At 39.3% G+C, this 17,715-nt stretch carries 12 protein-coding genes; 3 read left to right on the forward strand and 9 right to left on the reverse strand.

Going from position 1 to position 17,715, the window contains the following annotated elements; genetic code table 11:
- Positions 1-50: 50 nt before the first annotated feature.
- From FBD94_RS13755 to FBD94_RS13775, 5 genes are all read right to left on the reverse strand, one after another.
- The gene (locus FBD94_RS13755; protein WP_136880597.1) at positions 51-1,211 is read right to left on the reverse strand and encodes a glycoside hydrolase family 76 protein; all 1,161 of its coding nucleotides are present in this window, start codon (positions 1,209-1,211) and stop codon (positions 51-53) included.
- A gap of 55 nt (positions 1,212-1,266) precedes the next feature.
- Complete coding sequence (locus FBD94_RS13760) at positions 1,267-2,382, reverse strand: SusE domain-containing protein (protein WP_136880598.1); 1,116 nt, start codon at positions 2,380-2,382, stop codon at positions 1,267-1,269.
- A gap of 19 nt (positions 2,383-2,401) precedes the next feature.
- Positions 2,402-4,036, reverse strand: a complete 1,635-nt coding sequence (locus FBD94_RS13765; protein ID WP_136880599.1) for a RagB/SusD family nutrient uptake outer membrane protein — start codon at positions 4,034-4,036, stop codon at positions 2,402-2,404.
- A 23-nt stretch (positions 4,037-4,059) separates the two neighbouring features.
- The gene (locus FBD94_RS13770) at positions 4,060-7,392 is read right to left on the reverse strand and encodes a TonB-dependent receptor (protein WP_136880600.1); all 3,333 of its coding nucleotides are present in this window, start codon (positions 7,390-7,392) and stop codon (positions 4,060-4,062) included.
- 197 nt (positions 7,393-7,589) lie between these two features.
- Positions 7,590-8,720: a FecR family protein gene (locus tag FBD94_RS13775; RefSeq protein WP_169472307.1), complete on the reverse strand. Its 1,131-nt coding sequence runs from the start codon at positions 8,718-8,720 to the stop codon at positions 7,590-7,592.
- Positions 8,721-8,852: 132 nt separating this feature from the next.
- On the opposite strand from FBD94_RS13775, the gene FBD94_RS13780 reads away from it, so the two are divergent.
- On the forward strand, positions 8,853-9,431 hold the full coding sequence (locus FBD94_RS13780) for an RNA polymerase sigma factor (protein WP_136880602.1): 579 nt from the start codon (positions 8,853-8,855) through the stop codon (positions 9,429-9,431).
- Between the two features lie 160 nt (positions 9,432-9,591).
- Here the strand turns inward: FBD94_RS13780 and lpdA are convergent, their stop codons facing one another.
- Positions 9,592-10,995: a dihydrolipoyl dehydrogenase gene (gene lpdA / locus FBD94_RS13785; protein WP_136880603.1), complete on the reverse strand. Its 1,404-nt coding sequence runs from the start codon at positions 10,993-10,995 to the stop codon at positions 9,592-9,594.
- Between the two features lie 99 nt (positions 10,996-11,094).
- On the opposite strand from lpdA, the gene FBD94_RS13790 reads away from it, so the two are divergent.
- Positions 11,095-12,972 carry a CocE/NonD family hydrolase gene (locus FBD94_RS13790; protein WP_136880604.1) on the forward strand — a complete coding sequence of 626 codons (1,878 nt, stop codon included), beginning with the start codon at positions 11,095-11,097 and terminating at the stop codon, positions 12,970-12,972.
- Positions 12,973-12,978: 6 nt separating this feature from the next.
- On the forward strand, positions 12,979-14,637 hold the full coding sequence (locus FBD94_RS13795) for a M1 family metallopeptidase (protein ID WP_136880605.1): 1,659 nt from the start codon (positions 12,979-12,981) through the stop codon (positions 14,635-14,637).
- Here FBD94_RS13795 and FBD94_RS13800 read toward each other — a convergent pair.
- From FBD94_RS13800 to odhB, 3 genes are all read right to left on the reverse strand, one after another.
- The gene (locus FBD94_RS13800) at positions 14,634-15,335 is read right to left on the reverse strand and encodes a DUF2490 domain-containing protein (RefSeq protein ID WP_136880606.1); all 702 of its coding nucleotides are present in this window, start codon (positions 15,333-15,335) and stop codon (positions 14,634-14,636) included. The two genes, FBD94_RS13795 and FBD94_RS13800, sit on opposite strands and share 4 nt — an antisense overlap.
- Positions 15,336-15,473: 138 nt before the next feature.
- On the reverse strand, positions 15,474-16,364 hold the full coding sequence (locus FBD94_RS13805) for a hypothetical protein (protein WP_136880607.1): 891 nt from the start codon (positions 16,362-16,364) through the stop codon (positions 15,474-15,476).
- 115 nt (positions 16,365-16,479) lie between these two features.
- A complete protein-coding gene (gene odhB / locus FBD94_RS13810; protein ID WP_136880608.1) occupies positions 16,480-17,703 on the reverse strand; it encodes a 2-oxoglutarate dehydrogenase complex dihydrolipoyllysine-residue succinyltransferase in 1,224 nt (407 codons plus the stop codon).
- Between the last annotated feature and the right edge of the window lie 12 nt (positions 17,704-17,715).

Below are 17,715 nucleotides of genomic sequence, written 5' to 3' on the forward strand. Positions count from 1 at the left end.
GTAGCGCTATTTGTGTGTGTTGATAGTGCGATTGATGTTTTTATAATTTACTAATCGAGATAACCCTCTTTTTTAAGCACCGCTAATGATTCCATGAGCATAGCACCGCTTAACTGAGCACGCAAGCCAGCCTTTCCCCCTATTGGTGCTTCCCACCAATGGTATCCGAATAGGATTACTGGACTTTTAGCTGTCCCTTTGGTCCATAAAATCTGCGCACTATTTTTTAGAAAATTAACATACCTTTTCCTAGTCGTTTCCGGCAAATCCTTGTTTCTAATCAACTCCGTTAAATAACGGACAAAAATTCCTTTAAATAAATTTACATCATGATCCTCTTGTTCAGCCCAATCGCTCAACGACTTATTAGTTGTATTTACCAGTGTGCTTGTAGTCCAGTCGGCAGTTTTGATGGCATCGTTCAGGTACACTTTATTCCCAGTGATCTTATAAAACTCTAAAGCAGCCCCCATATAAGTTCCTGCATTATAAGTCCAGTCCCCTTTACTATCTTCTACTTTTTCAAATACCCTTCCGGATTGCTGCACAACACGATTTTCCTTCATCCAGTTGTAGATCATAGAAAGCCATTCTAAATTATTATGTCCATTGATCACTTCTGATTCGCCATATCTCTGCCAACGACGGGCAGCTATAATTGCAGCAGGACCGTTTGAAGGAATACCCTTACTCTTGCCATTTACTGTATTTTCATGATTCCAGGGAATACCTCCGCCATCAAAATCATTCCAACCAACAGTAATCCATTTCCACAAATCCTTTGCAGACGTTTCATAACGGGCATCACCGGTTGCCTCAAATGCCCGCAGATGCGCCATTCCATGCCAACCCATATCATCATAATAGTTATTATAGAAACCTCCGCCATTTTTAGCTTTCACACCTTCATAGAAATCATAAATACGTTGTTTATATAAATTGTCTTTTGTTCTTTGATAGGCATCAACCAACACATCCAATCCATGAGCCTCAGGCCAGTAATCGTACTGACCTATAGCTCCTAGATTGTCGTTATTGAAGTGATGTTTAGTAGAATTCCAGTAAATACTCGCAAAATTGATACTGCTGCTATCGGCTGCAGTAGTCCAGTTAACAGCATTTTTGGTACTCCTATCTATATATTCATCATTTATTTTCCCACAAGCGATAAATACTAGCGCTACACAGGATGCTAACAATATTCTTTTCATTTGCATATTTTTACAATTCGAAACTTAATTACCATTGATTGTATTATTTTGTTACCTATAATTTCTCAATCAGATGAGTATAACTTGCTAGTTCTGAACCAAAATCTACAGTTATATTGAATGACACATCTGTTTTATTAGGGAACTTAAATGAATAATCCCATTGATTTTTGTCGGTTGGATTAAAAACTAAATAATAAAACGGACTTGGTTTTAAGTCAGCTGGTGCTTGATTATCTTTGTTTGCAGAACCTACTTTTTGCTCCGAGCCTCCAATAGTTATCCAGAAGAAATACCTATCATCACCATTATATACAGGCTTAACAGCATTTGCTTTCCATTTCCCTTTACTCTGATAAGTTAACGCAACTCTTTGTTGAGGGGAACACATAAAGAAGTCTAGTTTAGTGACTTCCTTGAAAGTGATGGATCCGGCAGTAAAATCTAAACTGATTTTATAAACACCATCCTTAGCTACTGTTGCCCCATTTCCATTTTCCTTGAAAGTAGCATTTCCTGCATCCACAGAGAAAGTTCTGGATACATTTGTTTTTGAATCTATAAACTTATACGTTTTACCTACCTGTAGCTTAGTATAAATTTCAAACTCATAACCACCGTCAAGTCCTTTTACAGTTAATGCCTTGCTTAAATCAGTACCAGCCTCAGTTCCCTCACCTGTTAAATACAGGGAAACAGGAGGGTCTATGCCACTTAATCTGGTAACGTTGATTTTACGGGTTTGTTTAGACATTGTTTTTGTTAAACCCCTTGAAGCTACCACAGTCCATTTAAGAATACCTTCTTCAGCGGATGCAATTCCGGCTAATCCACCAATCTTATTTAATACTTTATGGGTGATACTTGCTCCTGTACTAATTCCTTTATTGTCGGCCGCAACCACATATATCGGTTTAGAGAAATCCCCATTTTCTTTATCAAACAAAACATCATAATAAACTACTCCATTATCCTGAGCTATAGACTTTTCCCATTCAAAATACACAGTTGCACTGGTAGGTTGCAGTACTAAATTTCTACCATCATCTGGCGAATAAAGTGTAGTAACCTCTGTTACGATAACTTCCTTAAAATCTTTATCTTTTTTACAACCGGTAAAAGCCAATAATGCAATTAAATAACAGGCTGTTGATAATATATATTTTTTCATTGTTCTTCTTTGTTAATGGTTAATATCCTGGGTTCTGTGATAAATTTGGATTTAGCAAACGTTCCTTTCTCGGTACGGCCCACAAATAATCACGATTTCTACTAAAGCTTCCTGCCGGAAGTTTGATGTAATCATAAGTTCCACTGCTTTTATCAAATTTCGCCCCGCGTGGCTGTTGGGTCAGTACCGTTTCAGCTGTTTTCCAACGACGAATGTCAAATACTCGCAAACCTTCTAAAGCCAGCTCACAACGACGTTCGTTACGGATCACTTCACGTAACACGTTCGGATCGTTGCTTGGAAGATCTAATGCATCACCCGTATTATCAAATCCAGTTCTTTGTCTCAACTTTTTTATAGTTTGATCCCAAACTGTGCTGTTCATTTGACCTAGTTCATTTTTAGCTTCAGCATACATCAATAGCACATCAGCAAAGCGAATCAAAGGCAGATTTAAATTCGAATCCCATCCACCTCCAGTATATGATGATGGTGTTGGATCGCAAAATTTACGATAATAATAACCGGTTGCAGTTTGAGTAGAACCAGGACCTGTATACTTATCAGACTTTCTGCCGTCTGTTGGTGCAGGGCCATCAGGATGAATAACAATGTCATAAATAACGCCGGATCTATTCGTCCATTTAGAACCATCATAGGCTATCGTTGCACCCATTCGGGGATCACGACCTGCATAAGCAGGATCACTTGCAGTCCATTTCTTGCCATTTTTCATTAAATAGCTATCTACCAATCCTTGTGTTGGGCCGGCCAAATTAAGGCGAGCATTAGTAGACATTGGTGCAAAATCAACCAGATTTCCCCATGTTCTTAATTCAGGAACATATTGCATGCTCAAGATAATTTCACTATTGTATTCGTTTTTCGCCCAAAACAGCTCTTCATAATTTGAGAATAAACTGTATGTACCATAAGTAGAACTGTTGATTAGCTTATCGGTATATTCAGCTACTTTAGTCCAGTTGTTTTCATATAAATATGCCCGTGCATTCAGTGCCATCGCTGCGCCTCTGGTTATTCTTCCATTATCAGCGGCAGCATATTCTTCCCGGCTTGGTAATATGGCTGCTACTTCATCCAACTCTTTATGTACCCATTCTAAAATTTGTGTTTGAGGTTTGCGGGCGATTGTTTTAGCCTGTTCTGGCGTAATGTCCGCAATAAAATGTGGCACATCGCCATACCATGTAGTTAGTTCAAGATAAAGAGAGGCCCGAATAAAGCGTATTTCAGCTTTTCTTCTATCTCTAAGTAACTGACTCATTGAGGTTATTCTATCTACATTTGCCAAAAAAGTATGACAAGTTTTTATTCCACCATAAGTAGCTCCCCATTCGCTTTCAAAACGTCCATTGGAGGCGTCTGCCAAGCCCGTAGCGATCAGCTTTTCGTTAGACGTTCCATATCCGTTATAAACATTATCGCTCAATATCTCATTTGCCATAAAATAATCGCTACTAAACATTTGTCGGTAAGCCATACTCAAAACGGAATTGGCCTTATCTTCCGATGTCCAGTAAGTTTCATCAGTAAACTTATTAGTTGGTGTAACGTCCAGCTTAACACAGCCAGTAACCAACAAGCCTGCCACCATTAAAACCAGATGGCTATATATTATAATTTTCCTTTTCATGATTCCCTTATATATATTGTCCATTAAAACTCAACATTAAAGCCGCCTCCTATGTATTTCAACAATGGGTAGTTACGCGCGCTGTTTGCTCCACTTGCATTCATGCTTCCACCAAACTCAGTAGATTCCGGATCGATGAAAGAATTTTTACTGAAAGTGAGCAAGTTTTGTCCATTAACAAAAACGCGCAGCTTACTCATGCCAATCTTTGTAGTTAGAGTTTTAGGCAGGGTGTAACCAATTTGAATGTTTTTTAAGCGTAAATAAGCAGCATTAAAAATATTGAAATCAGAGCCTTTGCCATAATTGTTAACGGTAGAAGAGTTACTTTGTGGAGTAAGTCTTGGCCATTTCGCATCTGGATTTGCAGGCGTCCAATAATCCAGCTGATGCTCAAACATTACAGTTGAGTATCCACTATGGAATGGCTCAATAGTTTCACCTCTTAAGGCCATATCACGTTTACCTACTCCTTGCAACAACATACTCAAATCAAACCCTTTCCATTGAACATCGTAAGTAAAACCAAAAGTTAAACGTGGAAATGCATGTCCCAATACGTAGCGATCATTGTCATCAATAGTGCCATCACCATTGCGGTCTTTGTATTTCACATCTCCCGGCTGAGGAAGTATTCCAATAGGAAGTGCTGAGTTTTTAATTTCATCCTCGTTTTGAAATAAACCATCCGTCTTATAGCCGTAATAGCTATATAGTGGTAAGCCTACACGAATGATGCGCTCAATTTCATCAGATTTGTCAATTTGCTCAAATCCTTCAAACTTAGTAACCTTATTCCATGAATCTCCAATATTTAACCCAAATGAATGGCGAAATCCACTATGGCTCAGATTGTAATTAACACTAAATTCCCATCCCTGGTTAGCCATTTCGCCCAAATTGGCTTTAGGCACAGCTCCACCCAATGTAAGTGGGGTTTGAGGAGTTAACAGTATATCTTTTGTTTTCTTGTGGAAATAATCAAAAGTAGCGGTAAGGCTACCGCTAAGGAAGGTTGCATCTGCACCAATATTAAATGACGATGTAGTTTCCCATTTTAACTGTGGATTACCAAAAGTATAACCTGTTCCTGGTACAGCTTCATTGTTAAAACCATATTGATTTGGGTAGATGTCGTAGGTTGTGAATGTCTGATAGTCATCAATGTTTTGATTTCCAAGTGTTCCATAGGATCCACGAATTTTCAAATCACCGATTTTATTTTTCCAGAAATCAAAGAATCTCTCTTCTGTAATGCGCCATCCTAATGACACTGAAGGGAAAAATCCCCAACGGTTTTCTTTAGCAAATTTAGAGGACCCATCGTAACGGAAACTTCCCTCAGCATAATACTTATCAGCGAAGGAATATCCTATTCTACCAAAGTAAGAATAGATACTTCTTTCAGTAGTTCCCCCAACAGTATTATAGCTAGTTGGATCAATAATAGTGCCCTCAATAGGAATACCCAATACCGGATCTACAAATTGCATTTTAATTTCCTGGCGACGCTGTCTGTAAGACTCATTAGAAAATCCTGCTAAAAAAGTCACATTATGTAGCTTTCCAAATGTTTTATTGTAGTCTAACATTACTTGGGTATTCAAGAGAGTAGCTTTACCACTATAATCTTCAATACTATATTTTTTTGAATCGCCTACATTAATTGGTGAATCATTTTCACTTGAAGACAAACCGTATATTGGCCAATAGAACCTTCTGATTAATCGTGTCTCAGGGCGAAGGTCAAACCCTACTAATCCTTTCGCTTTTAACCCATCGATAATTTGAAATTCTCCATTTAAACTACCCTGAAAATGATCGTTGTTGCTATTGGTATATCCCCCATGCTCCAATGATGCCAATGGATTTCCTCCTGTAAGCACATCATTGTTATAGTATCTGCCGTCGGCACCTTTTAAGATATAATTATTATATACCGGCAAACGTGAAGCATCAGCAATCAGGAACCCGGTATCACCCTGATAGGCTTTACCTTCACTTCTATCGTACCATAATATTGTAGTAAGTTTAAGCTTCCCAATATCAGTAGTTAGGTTAGAGCGGAAGTTATATCGTTTTAATCCATAATCAGGGCCTTTGAAGTTACTCTCTTGATGGTAATAGCCTGCAGATATCATGTAGGTAGTGTTTGTAGACCCACCTTGTACACTCAGGTTATAATTCTGCTGCATTCCATTTTTCAAAATACCTTTAAAAAAATATTCGCTATCGCCTGTTGCAAGCTGATCAATATCTTGCGAAGAGTAGATTGGTGCCTGGCCTACATTTAGGAAAGAATCATTGCGCAATAATGCATTCTGGTATCCTTTTAATGGTTTAATTAATACTTCAGGGTTTTGAGACCCTAGAATAGCGCCAAACTTAACTACCGGTTTCGCTCCCAATTTCCCTTGTTTTGTAGTGATTAAAATAACCCCATTTGCCGACCGAGATCCGTAAATTGCAGAGCTACCTGCATCCTTTAATATCGAAACACTTTCAACATCGTTAGGATTCAGGTTGTTCATGTTACTAATGTCATCACTGATTACACCATCAATGACCAATAACGGAGAGTTATTACCAAACGTGCTAATACCTCTTAAATTGATATTCATCGAATTATTATTGGGGTTCATGCTGCGTTGCTGAATCACAAGACTTGGTGATGATCCCTGAAGGGCCTGGGTAAGGTTACCCACTGGACGGTCTTCAATCTGACTGGCCTTAACCTGGTCTACTGCTCCGGTAATACTCGAACGTTTTTGAGTACCATAACCAACCACCACAACCTGGTCAAGATCCCGCATATCAACACTCATGCTGATATCCAGAATAGTTTTGCCATTCACTTTAATTTCCTGGACAGCATAGCCCATATAACTAAACACCAACGTGCCATCTTTTGGCACTTTAATGGCGTAGCTACCATCAGGAGTAGTCATCACACCAGTTGCAGCACCCTTTAACTTCACCGTAACACCTGGTAATGGCAGCTTCTTTTCGTCTACAACTTTCCCTGTTACAGTAATCAGTTCCTGGGCAACAATAGGCTGCTCTGGCTTTCTTTTAACAATAACATTATTTTTATTGATCAAGAATGTCAAGGGCTGATTATTGAATATAATCTGGAGTGCTTTTTCTAAAGGTAAATCCTTAAACGATGCATGAACTGGGTTCGCTTCATTCATCATTTTAGTATTGTACAAAAAGTTGTAGCCGGTTTGTTTCTTAATATCCTTTAAAATAGTGCTTAATTGAGCATTTTTCTCGTTAACACTTACATTCTGAGCATAACCAGATGCATATAGACTGGTTAACGACATGATCATTAGAACAATAGTTAGCTTCATAGCTAGCAATAATTTTGGTAAAATACAGGGTCGGATCCTGTACCTAAACAGAAAGTAAAAATTCATACATTTGAATATTTGGGTTAAATCGATAATTAGATAGCGGTATCTTTTTTGAATAGGGTTTAGCTCGGAAATACTCCGGAAGCGCGTCGCAAGCGCTTTCGGTTTTTACCGTCAAACCTCCTTTAGTAGAACTAAGGCATAACGACAATCCTCCTTCCTTCAACTTTGAAATGAATGGTACCGGTTAGCTCAAGCATTTTTAATACCTCAGATATATCCTCATCTTTAGAGATATAACCGGCAAAAACCTTATCAGCAAGGTTTCCTTTGTAACTAACATCTACATCATACCATCTTGCAATTTTCCGCATAATGGTTTCAATATTCTCATCCGTAAACATAAAACTGCCATTCTTCCAGGCAACAAATTCGGCAGTGTTTACCTTTTTAATGTCAATAGAAGCATCTGATTTTTTTAAGATGGCCTGCTCACCGGGTTTAAGCATTTGCACTTGTCTGCTATTGGATAGCGCTACTGAGCCTTCCAACAAAGTGGTATGTATGTCCTGCTCATCATCATAAGCCATCACATTAAAATGCGTACCCAACACTTTAACTGTCATGCCTTTCACATCCACTTTAAACGGCATACGTGCATTTTTTGCCACCTCAAAATAGGCTTCTCCTTTTAATTGAACACGTCGTTCCAACCCAGAAAAATAAGTTGGGAAGCTTAATGATGATGAAGCATTTAGCCACACCTTTGTTCCATCCGGCAATACAACCTGGTATTGTCCGCCACGTGGTGTACTAATCGTGTTAAATAAGCTTGTACCTTTAGCAGTACCAGGCCTGGCAATATTATTATACACCAGCAGCCCCTTACTTTTATTGGAGATTGTTGCTCCACCATCTGTAATCGGATCAACAGTACCATCGTTATTTAAAGTAACCTTAGCACCATCAGAAAGCGTAAGTAGAGCTTTATTCCCACCAGCAGTAATCCGATGTGCCAATTGTTGTGAAACATCCGATTTTTGCTGAACTACGGAATAATACAGTCCCAAAGAACAAATCAAAAGTACTGCAGCAGCAATAGACCAACGTTTGTAATCAAGACGTTTTACAATTGGGTTGATCTCATTTTGCAGACTTTTGTGCAGTACTGCTCTTACTTTGGCTTCGTCACCCATACGCTCATCCCAGGGAAGATCAATGATATCGAAATCATCCTGATAATCTCTCAGCAACTTTTCTTCTTCGGGGCTGGTTTGACCAGCTAAATGCTTCTCAAAAAGCAATACGTATTCATGTTTGTTCATGAACATAGGTTTAGGGTTTATAATTGGTTATAGATAGAGAGCCTGTTTTAGAACAGCACACACATACAAAATGAAAATAAATTAATAGTTCTTTTAAAACTGATTATTAATCCTAGATTTATTTCACCAAATATGCACGTACAAAAATTCACCGATGCCGAATTATGGGACGCAATCAAAAATAATGAGCTAAAAGCTTTTAACATTCTTTTTGATCGCTATTGGTCTGCTATATACAAAACCGCTTACAATTACAATAAAGACCCTGAGGTATGTACCGAAATTACCCACGACATATTCTTGAATATTTGGAACAAAAGACAAAGCCTGGAGATCCATGCTATAAAAGCCTATTTAATCAGTTCCGCGCGCTACCATGTATATAAAAGAGAGAGACGGGTTAGAGCCATTGACCTTAAATATGTAGGAAACTACATTGGTGTACAGGAAAACACTACACAAAACACTGCCGAAGAACACTTTAATTACAACGAACTTAAAACAAAGATTAATTCTTATCTGGAAGAGTTGCCACATCGATCCAAAGAAATTTTTCTCCTCAGCAGAGAAGAACACCTATCCAATGAGGAGATCGCAGACAGGCTGTGTATCTCTAAAAGGACTGTAGAAAACCAGATCACCAATGCATTAAAACACCTTAGAATATCTTTAAAACATTTTGGAATTGTAATGATCCTTTTTAAGCTTTAACTGTTCATCGTCATCCTGAATTTATTTCAGGACCTCGGAAGAGAAAGAAAACTTTGCAGGTGCGAGGTCCTGAAATAAATTCAGGATGACGATGAGCAAAAAAAAGAAGCCGTATCAAAAAATGATACGGCTTCTTTTCTATCTATAGAAACAGGAAATACTAAATATGTATTGCTCTGTTTTCAGTAGCAGCCATAGCTGCTTCTTTCAATGCTTCAGTATAAGTTGGGTGCGCATGGCAAATTCTTGCAATGTCTTCAGCCGATGCACGGAATTCCATAGCAACAACTGCTTCTGCGATCATATCTGCAGCACGTGGACCAATCATGTGTACACCTAAAATTTCGTCAGTCTTAGCATCAGCCAATACTTTTACAAAACCATCAGTATCCATACTTGCTTTAGCACGTCCACTCGCTTTGAAAGGGAATGAACCAGCTTTGTATTGAACACCTTGCTCTTTCAATTGCTCTTCCGTATAACCTACAGAAGCAACCTCTGGCCAGGTATAAACTACACCAGGAATCAAGTTGTAATTGATATGCGGTTTTTGACCAGCAATTCGCTCTGCAACATATACACCTTCATCTTCCGCTTTATGCGCAAGCATTGCACCTTTAACCACATCACCAATAGCATATACGCCCGGAACAGTAGTTTCAAGATGATCATTTACAGGAATCTTGTTTCCTCTTTCTTCAGTTTTGATGCCGATATGCTCTAAGCCCAATCCTTCAGTATAAGCTGTGCGACCAACTGCAACGATGCAATAATCAGCTTCAAAGCTAACCTCTTCACCTTTAGCATTAGTTGCAGTAACCGTTACTTTTTTACCTTTAGTAGTTGCACCAGTTACTTTATGCCCCATGAAAAACTCCATACCCAGAGATTTTTTCAATACACGTTGCAGTTCTTTACCCAAACCTGCATCCATTGTACCAATGATAGAGGGCATAAACTCAATCACAGAAACCTTAGTTCCTAAACGAGCATAAACAGAACCCAACTCTAAGCCAATTACCCCACCACCAATAACAATCATTTGTTTTGGAACTTCAGTAATATTTAAAGCTTCAGTAGAAGTAATGATGCGTTTTTTATCAATTGGTAAAAAAGGCAATGCTGTAGGTTTTGATCCCGAAGCAATGATTACATTTTTAGCAGTAATCATCTCAGACTTACCGTCTTTAGTAATTTTGATGGTGTTTTTATCTACAAATGAACCAACACCTTCAAATGAATCAATTTTATTTTTTTTAAACAAGTATTGAATACCTGCAGTATTTTGAGCTACCACATCGTCTTTACGAGCGATCATTTGTGGCATATCAACCTTTAAATCTTTTAGGTTGATTCCATGAGTCTGAAAAGTATGGGCTGCATTGTGAAAATGTTCTGAAGAGTCTAACAAGGCTTTTGATGGAATACAACCTACATTTAAACAGGTACCACCAAAAGTTTTATATTTTTCTATAACTGCCGTTTTTAAGCCTAATTGGGCGCATCTGATTGCTCCAACATAACCGCCCGGGCCCGAGCCAATTACAACTACATCGTATTGCATATTAAGGATTTTTTTTTGCGTAAAGTTAAGAAACCTAATGTGAATATCAGTCAATTATTAACCAATTCCATATATTTATGACTTAAAAAACCCTCATTTATGGTCCCCGTTAAATCCTTCTGGCTTGCCATCCTGCTGCTTTTTGCAACTCCTTCCCTATTTGCACAACAAACAGATTCGGCCTATGTCCGCCAAAACTATACAAAAATAGAACGACGCATCACAATGCGAGACGGCATTAAGCTCTTTACGTCCATTTATATCCCAAAAGATCAAAGTAAAAAATACCCGATCTTGCTCAACCGGACACCTTATACCGTTTCCCCTTATGGTGAACAGAATTACAAAACAAGCTTAGGTAATTTCCCTGCCGAAATGCGCGAAGGATTCATTTTTGTGTATCAGGATGTAAGAGGCAAATGGATGAGCGAAGGTAATTTTGATGACATCAGACCACAAATAGCGAATAAAAAAAGTAAAAAAGACATCGACGAAAGTTCTGACACCTACGACACGATCGACTGGCTGGTCAAAAACATTAAAGACAACAATGGTAAGGTTGGCATATATGGAATATCGTATCCAGGCTTTTACAGCACCACGTCCTTACCAGGTGCACACCCTGCATTAAAAGCAGTTTCGCCACAAGCCCCGGTTACGGACTGGTTCATTGGCGACGATTTCCATCACAATGGCACGCTATTCTTAGCTGATGCCTTTAGCTTTATGAGTACTTTTGGCGTACCTAGACCAACACCCATCACCCCGGATAAAGGCCCCAAAGGTTTTAAATTCCCAATTCAAGACAACTACCGTTTTTACCTGGAAGCAGGATCCGTTAAAAATCTAAAAGAGAAATATTTCGCGGATAGCATCAGATTTTGGAACAACTTATTTGCCCATCCAAACCTCGACACCTTTTGGAGAGCAAGAAACATCCAGCAACACCTTACCCATGTAAAACCTGCCGTAATGGTGGTTGGCGGTTTCTTCGATGCTGAAGATGCTTATGGAACTTTTGCGACTTACAAATCCATTGAAAAACAAAACCCTGGGGCCAATAATATCCTTGTAGCAGGGCCATGGTTTCATGGAGGCTGGGTACGTGGCAATGGCAGCAGCTTTGGCGACATCAATTTTGGTCAGCCAACCAGCACCTATTATCAGGAGAACTTTGAACTCCCTTTCTTTAAGTATCATTTGAAAGGGGAAGGCAGCTTTAATCCTGCCGAAGCGAACATCTTTATAACTGGTCGCAATGAATGGAAAAAATTTAGTACTTGGCCACCTCAAGAAACAGAAAATAGAACGCTTTACTTCCAACCCAATGGAAAACTGAGCTTCGATAAAGTACAGCGGACGGACAGCTGGGATGAGTATGTGAGCGACCCTAATAGTCCTGTCCCTTATCAGGACGGAGTGCAGGCCAGAAGAACACGCGAATACATGATCGATGACCAACGTTTTGCAGCCCGCAGACCTGATGTAAAAGTATACCAAACCGATATTTTAACGGAAGATATTACACTTACTGGCCCCGTTTTAGCCAACCTTATCGTTTCTACTATGGGCACAGATGCCGACTATGTGGTTAAGCTGATCGATGTATATCCAGAAGATAGTCCAGATCCATCACCCAATCCACGCAACATCATTATGGGTGGTTACCAGATGCTGGTCCGTGGCGAAATCATGCGTGGTAAATACCGCAACAGCTTTGAAAAACCAGAACCATTTATCCCAGGCATGGTCACCAAAGTAAATTATGCACTTCCAGATGTAGCCCATACCTTTAAAAAAGGTCATCGTATGATGGTGCAGGTTCAAAATTCATGGTTCCCACTAGCTGACAGAAACCCACAAAAATTTATGGACATCTATCAGGCAGATCCATCAGATTTTCAAAAAGCAACCCATCGCATATTTCATGATGTAAACAATGCCTCTGCACTTACCCTAACCGTGTTAAAACCATAAGCTTTAATGAAGATATTATTATACAGCCTTATGGCATTATTGCTATGTGTAACCCCTACGAGTGCACAACTGATGCAGGGAAAAAATCAATTCTCTAAAGCCGACACCTTGCGTGGTACACTAACACCACTACGTAGTTGTTATGATATCAATTACTATCACCTCGATGTTAAAATAGATATACCTAACAAATTCATCAGTGGCAGCAACGAATTTAAGTTTACCGCCACACAAAACTTCAGAAAGCTACAGTTCGACCTTTTTGCCAATTTAAAAGTAGATAAGATTCTTTATCTCGGAAAAGAACTTCCTTTTAAACGTGAATTTAATGCGGTGTATGTTACCTTTCCAAACGATGTTATAAAAGGGGCTAAAGAAAGCTTCACCGTACATTACTCTGGGAACCCGGTAATTGCCAAAAACCCACCATGGGATGGTGGATTTATTTTCAGCAAAGACAAATCAGGCAATCCCTGGGTATCTGTCGCCTGTCAGGGTTTTGGAGCGAGCTCCTGGTGGCCTACTAAAGATCACCAAAGTGATGAAGTAGACAGCATGTTGATCAGCATTAGCGTACCAAAAGACTTACAGGAAATCTCGAATGGCAGATTGCGCAACACTGTAGAAAAGCCCGATGGATATAGGCAATACAACTGGTTTGTAGCTAATCCCATCAACAATTACAATGTAACCACCTATATAGGCAAATATTCACATTGGACAGATCAATATGCCGGTGAAAAAGGGAAACTATCCTTAGACTTCTGGTCATTAAAAGAAGACAGTACGCTTGCCCGTCCACATTGGGATGCAGATGTGAAACCTATGCTCAAATCCTTTGAATATTGGTTTGGCCCCTACCCTTTCTATGAAGATGGATATAAGCTTGTACAAGCCCCACACCTCGGGATGGAGCATCAAAGTGCAGTAGCGTATGGCAATAACTTTAAAATGGGCTACATGGGCAGCGACCTATCTGGCTCTGGCTGGGGTTTAAAGTTCGATTTCATTACTATCCACGAAAGTGGGCACGAATGGTTCGGCAATAACATCACCACAAAAGACATTGCCGATATATGGGTCCACGAAGCTTTCACTAATTACTCCGAAGCTCTATTTACCGAATCAGCATCTGGAAAAGATGCCGCATCAGCTTATGTAGTTGGGATCAGAAAAAATGTTAAAAATGACATCCCAATCATTGGCAAATACGGAGTCAACCAGGAAGGTTCAGGAGATATGTATTACAAGGGAGCAAACCTTGTGCATATCATCAGGCAATTGATCAATAACGATGAAAAATTTAGAGAAATACTAAGGGGATTAAATAAAACCTTTTATCATAGCACAGTAAGCACCAAACAGGTGGAAGACTACATTGCTACCCAAAGTGGATTAAAGTTAAACAAGGTTTTTGACCAATACCTGCGCCATACCCAGATTCCTGTACTCGAATATCAAATCAATGATGGTGTACTTAAGTACCGATGGATAGCCGATGTAAAGGACTTCGATATGCCGGTAAAAGTAACGCTAAAACCGGGTAGCTTCAGTTTTATTACACCATCTACTCATTGGAAAACTACCGCTATCGATAAGGCAATCAGTAACGAATCCTTTAAAACAGATCCGAATTTCTACATCAACAAAAAACTAGCCAACTAAAACCTGGTATAAATAGCCAATTGAATTGCGTTATTGGTCGTATTCCTTGTACGACCATCAATAAATTGGTTTAGATAGCCTGCTTCTACATCAAATCGTTTGCTAAATCGGTAACCTACGGCAGCGTATGCTCTGTTTTGATCAAATAGCTTACCGTTTAGCTTCTCATTGTTTTGAACATTGAAAAACAATTCATTTTGTAAGGCCACAAATGGTCCTTCAACAAATGGCACTTTAGGATCAGAAAATGGAAGGACAAACCTCACAAAATACCTTAGCCTTTGTGAAAAAACATCGCCTCCGGCAGTTTCCGCAAAACGCTGCTCCAACCTAAAACGATGTTGCGCATAAATCGGTTTAATCTTATGGGTATAAATATATTGCTCCCAGATGCGGTGCTCCGTCAATGTATTATTGGCCAAGCCATCACCTTTTAAATAAGTATTTGCCAACAGATATCCAACAGTCGCATTGCTATTCTTATTGATATAGTAAGTTGCACCAGGTCTAAATAGAAAATTCTGAACGCCATCCCAGTTATCAGCAGACCTTAGCTGAACATCAAGGTGCAAGCCCCATTTATCATTAAGCTTGGTGCTGTTCAAAAACAGAAACCAGCCAGAGTTTTGGCTTACATGCTGAGAAAAACCACTCAGTACAAAAAGAGAAAGTAAAAAGGTAAAAGTGAAATGTTTCATATGTTTAGTGTCGGATCAAAATGCTAAAATATAAAACAAAAATAAAAGGTGCTGTATCATTTTCCATGATACAGCACCTTTTATGCCGTCGTCATCCTGAATTTATGATACAGCCCTTTTATTTCAGCAGATGCAATACTAGAACTGAAAACCTAGTACTGTATAATTCTGAATGTATTGAATTTTCTGACTTGCGCCATCAACATCATTTCTTCCAGTTGTACGGATCTTACTGAGGTCAATATGACCAACCTTTGTACTATTCTGTAGGTAAAGACCTTTAGTGATGTACAACTTGAAACCAAGCTTAGCAGAAATACCATAACCGGCAATATTCCAGTAGTTGTTCTCTCCAACCTGAAAAAAACGAACATCTGTTCTTGGCACAACTAAACCAGCCCCGATTCCGGTCTCCATAGTTAATGAAGTACGTTGAGAAGGTGCTACCCAGATATCATCATATCTTTCCAGCTCCACACTAGCATAGTTTAAACCATCAGTATGCTCAAATTTTAACATTTCAGGTCCTACTGTTAGCGATTCCCCATTATATACACCAGCATAGCCACCAGTGGGAATACCAGGATTAGAAACCATAGGATCTATATGTCCATCAATCTTCACCGTTTGCGGAATATCCATCACGTATTTCATGTGGTCCCAGCCCAGAGATATACTATAATTATCCTTGATAAAATAACCAAAATGAAAATTAAACTGCGGTATGCTGATCCTTTTTGGATCCAGATATGCCCAGCTCAATTTAGTTTGCCTATCGTGTGCTACCACATCCCTAAGTGTAAAATCATAACCCGGTCCCTTAAAATTAATATCACTTTTGTTATACCAGGAATGGTTATATCCCCACATCGCAAAGAAATCCCCTTTTCTTGAGAAGTTTCTTTTTCGCTCATTACCGAAGATACTCTTGCCAATTTTTGGCCCTTGTGTAGAAGTCGTATTATTTATTTGTGCGCTTAATTTTTTTGAAAAAATTAATAAAAAAAGAAAGAAATAATATTTTTTCACGTAGAAAATAATTGAATCGCAATCAACCCACCGGGTTTGCTTAATAAAAAAATAGAAATGCGTAAATCAAAAAAAGACCCGCAATTGATACGGGCCTTTTATTTATAATCGTAGACTAAACGCCTAATAACAATCTTGCAGGATCTTCAAGTAGTTGTTTAACCCTTACCAGGAAGCCTACTGACTCTCTACCATCGATGATTCTGTGGTCGTAAGATAACGCCAAATACATCATCGGACGAACAACAACCTCGCCTTTTTCAGCAATCGGACGCTCAATGATATTGTGCATTCCTAAAATAGCCGATTGAGGCGCATTGATGATTGGAGTAGACATCATTGATCCAAAAACACCACCATTGGTGATGGTAAATGTACCACCTGTCATTTCCTCTAACGTCAATTTGCTATCACGTGCTTTTGTAGCCAGTTCAACTACTGTTTTCTCAATTTGAGCAAGGCTCATGCTTTCTGCATTTCTGATAATCGGAACTACCAAACCTTTAGGTGCAGAAACAGCGATAGAGATATCAGCAAATTCGTTGTAAACAACAGACTCACCATCAATACGAGCATTTACTGCAGGGAAATCTTTCAACGCCTCACATACTGCTTTAGTAAAGAAGCTCATGAATCCCAAGCCTACACCAAATTTCTCTTTAAACTGATCTTTATATTTTCCACGCAAATCCATGATTGGCTTCATGTTCACCTCATTAAATGTGGTTAACATTGCTGTTTCATTTTTAACAGTAACCAAACGTTTTGCTACTGTTTTGCGCAATGGCGACATTTTTTCTCTGCGTTCGTTTCTTGAACCCGCAACAGGAGCAGCAACTGCAGCTTTAGGTGCTTCAGCTTTAGCAGCTGGTGCAGACTTCTGCGCATTCAATGCGTCCTCTTTGGTAATTCTACCATCAACACCGGTTCCTTTAACCGAACCAGTATCAACACCTTTCTCAGCCAAAATTTTGCCCGCCGAAGGCGATGGAGTACCAGTTGCATAGCTTTCGCCTGATCTTTCTGCTACCGGAGCAGCAGCTTTATCAGCCGCAGCAGCTGGTTTTTCAGCAGCAGGAGCAGCCGCCGCTTTTGGTGCAGCGCCACCATCTTCAATTTTACAAACTACAGCACCAATCGCTAAAGTATCACCTTCAGCTGCTACTGTTCTTAAAGTTCCGGCTTGCTCTGCAGTTAATTCAAATGTTGCTTTATCAGACTCTAATTCTGCTATCACCTCATCCATTTCCACTACATCGCCATCATTTTTCACCCAACGGGATAAAACAACTTCGGTTATCGACTCGCCTACTGGCGGAACTTTTATTTCTATACTCATAACAGTTGTATT

This window comes from Pedobacter hiemivivus, from assembly GCF_005144565.1.
Classification (GTDB): Bacteria; Bacteroidota; Bacteroidia; order Sphingobacteriales; family Sphingobacteriaceae; genus Pedobacter; species Pedobacter hiemivivus.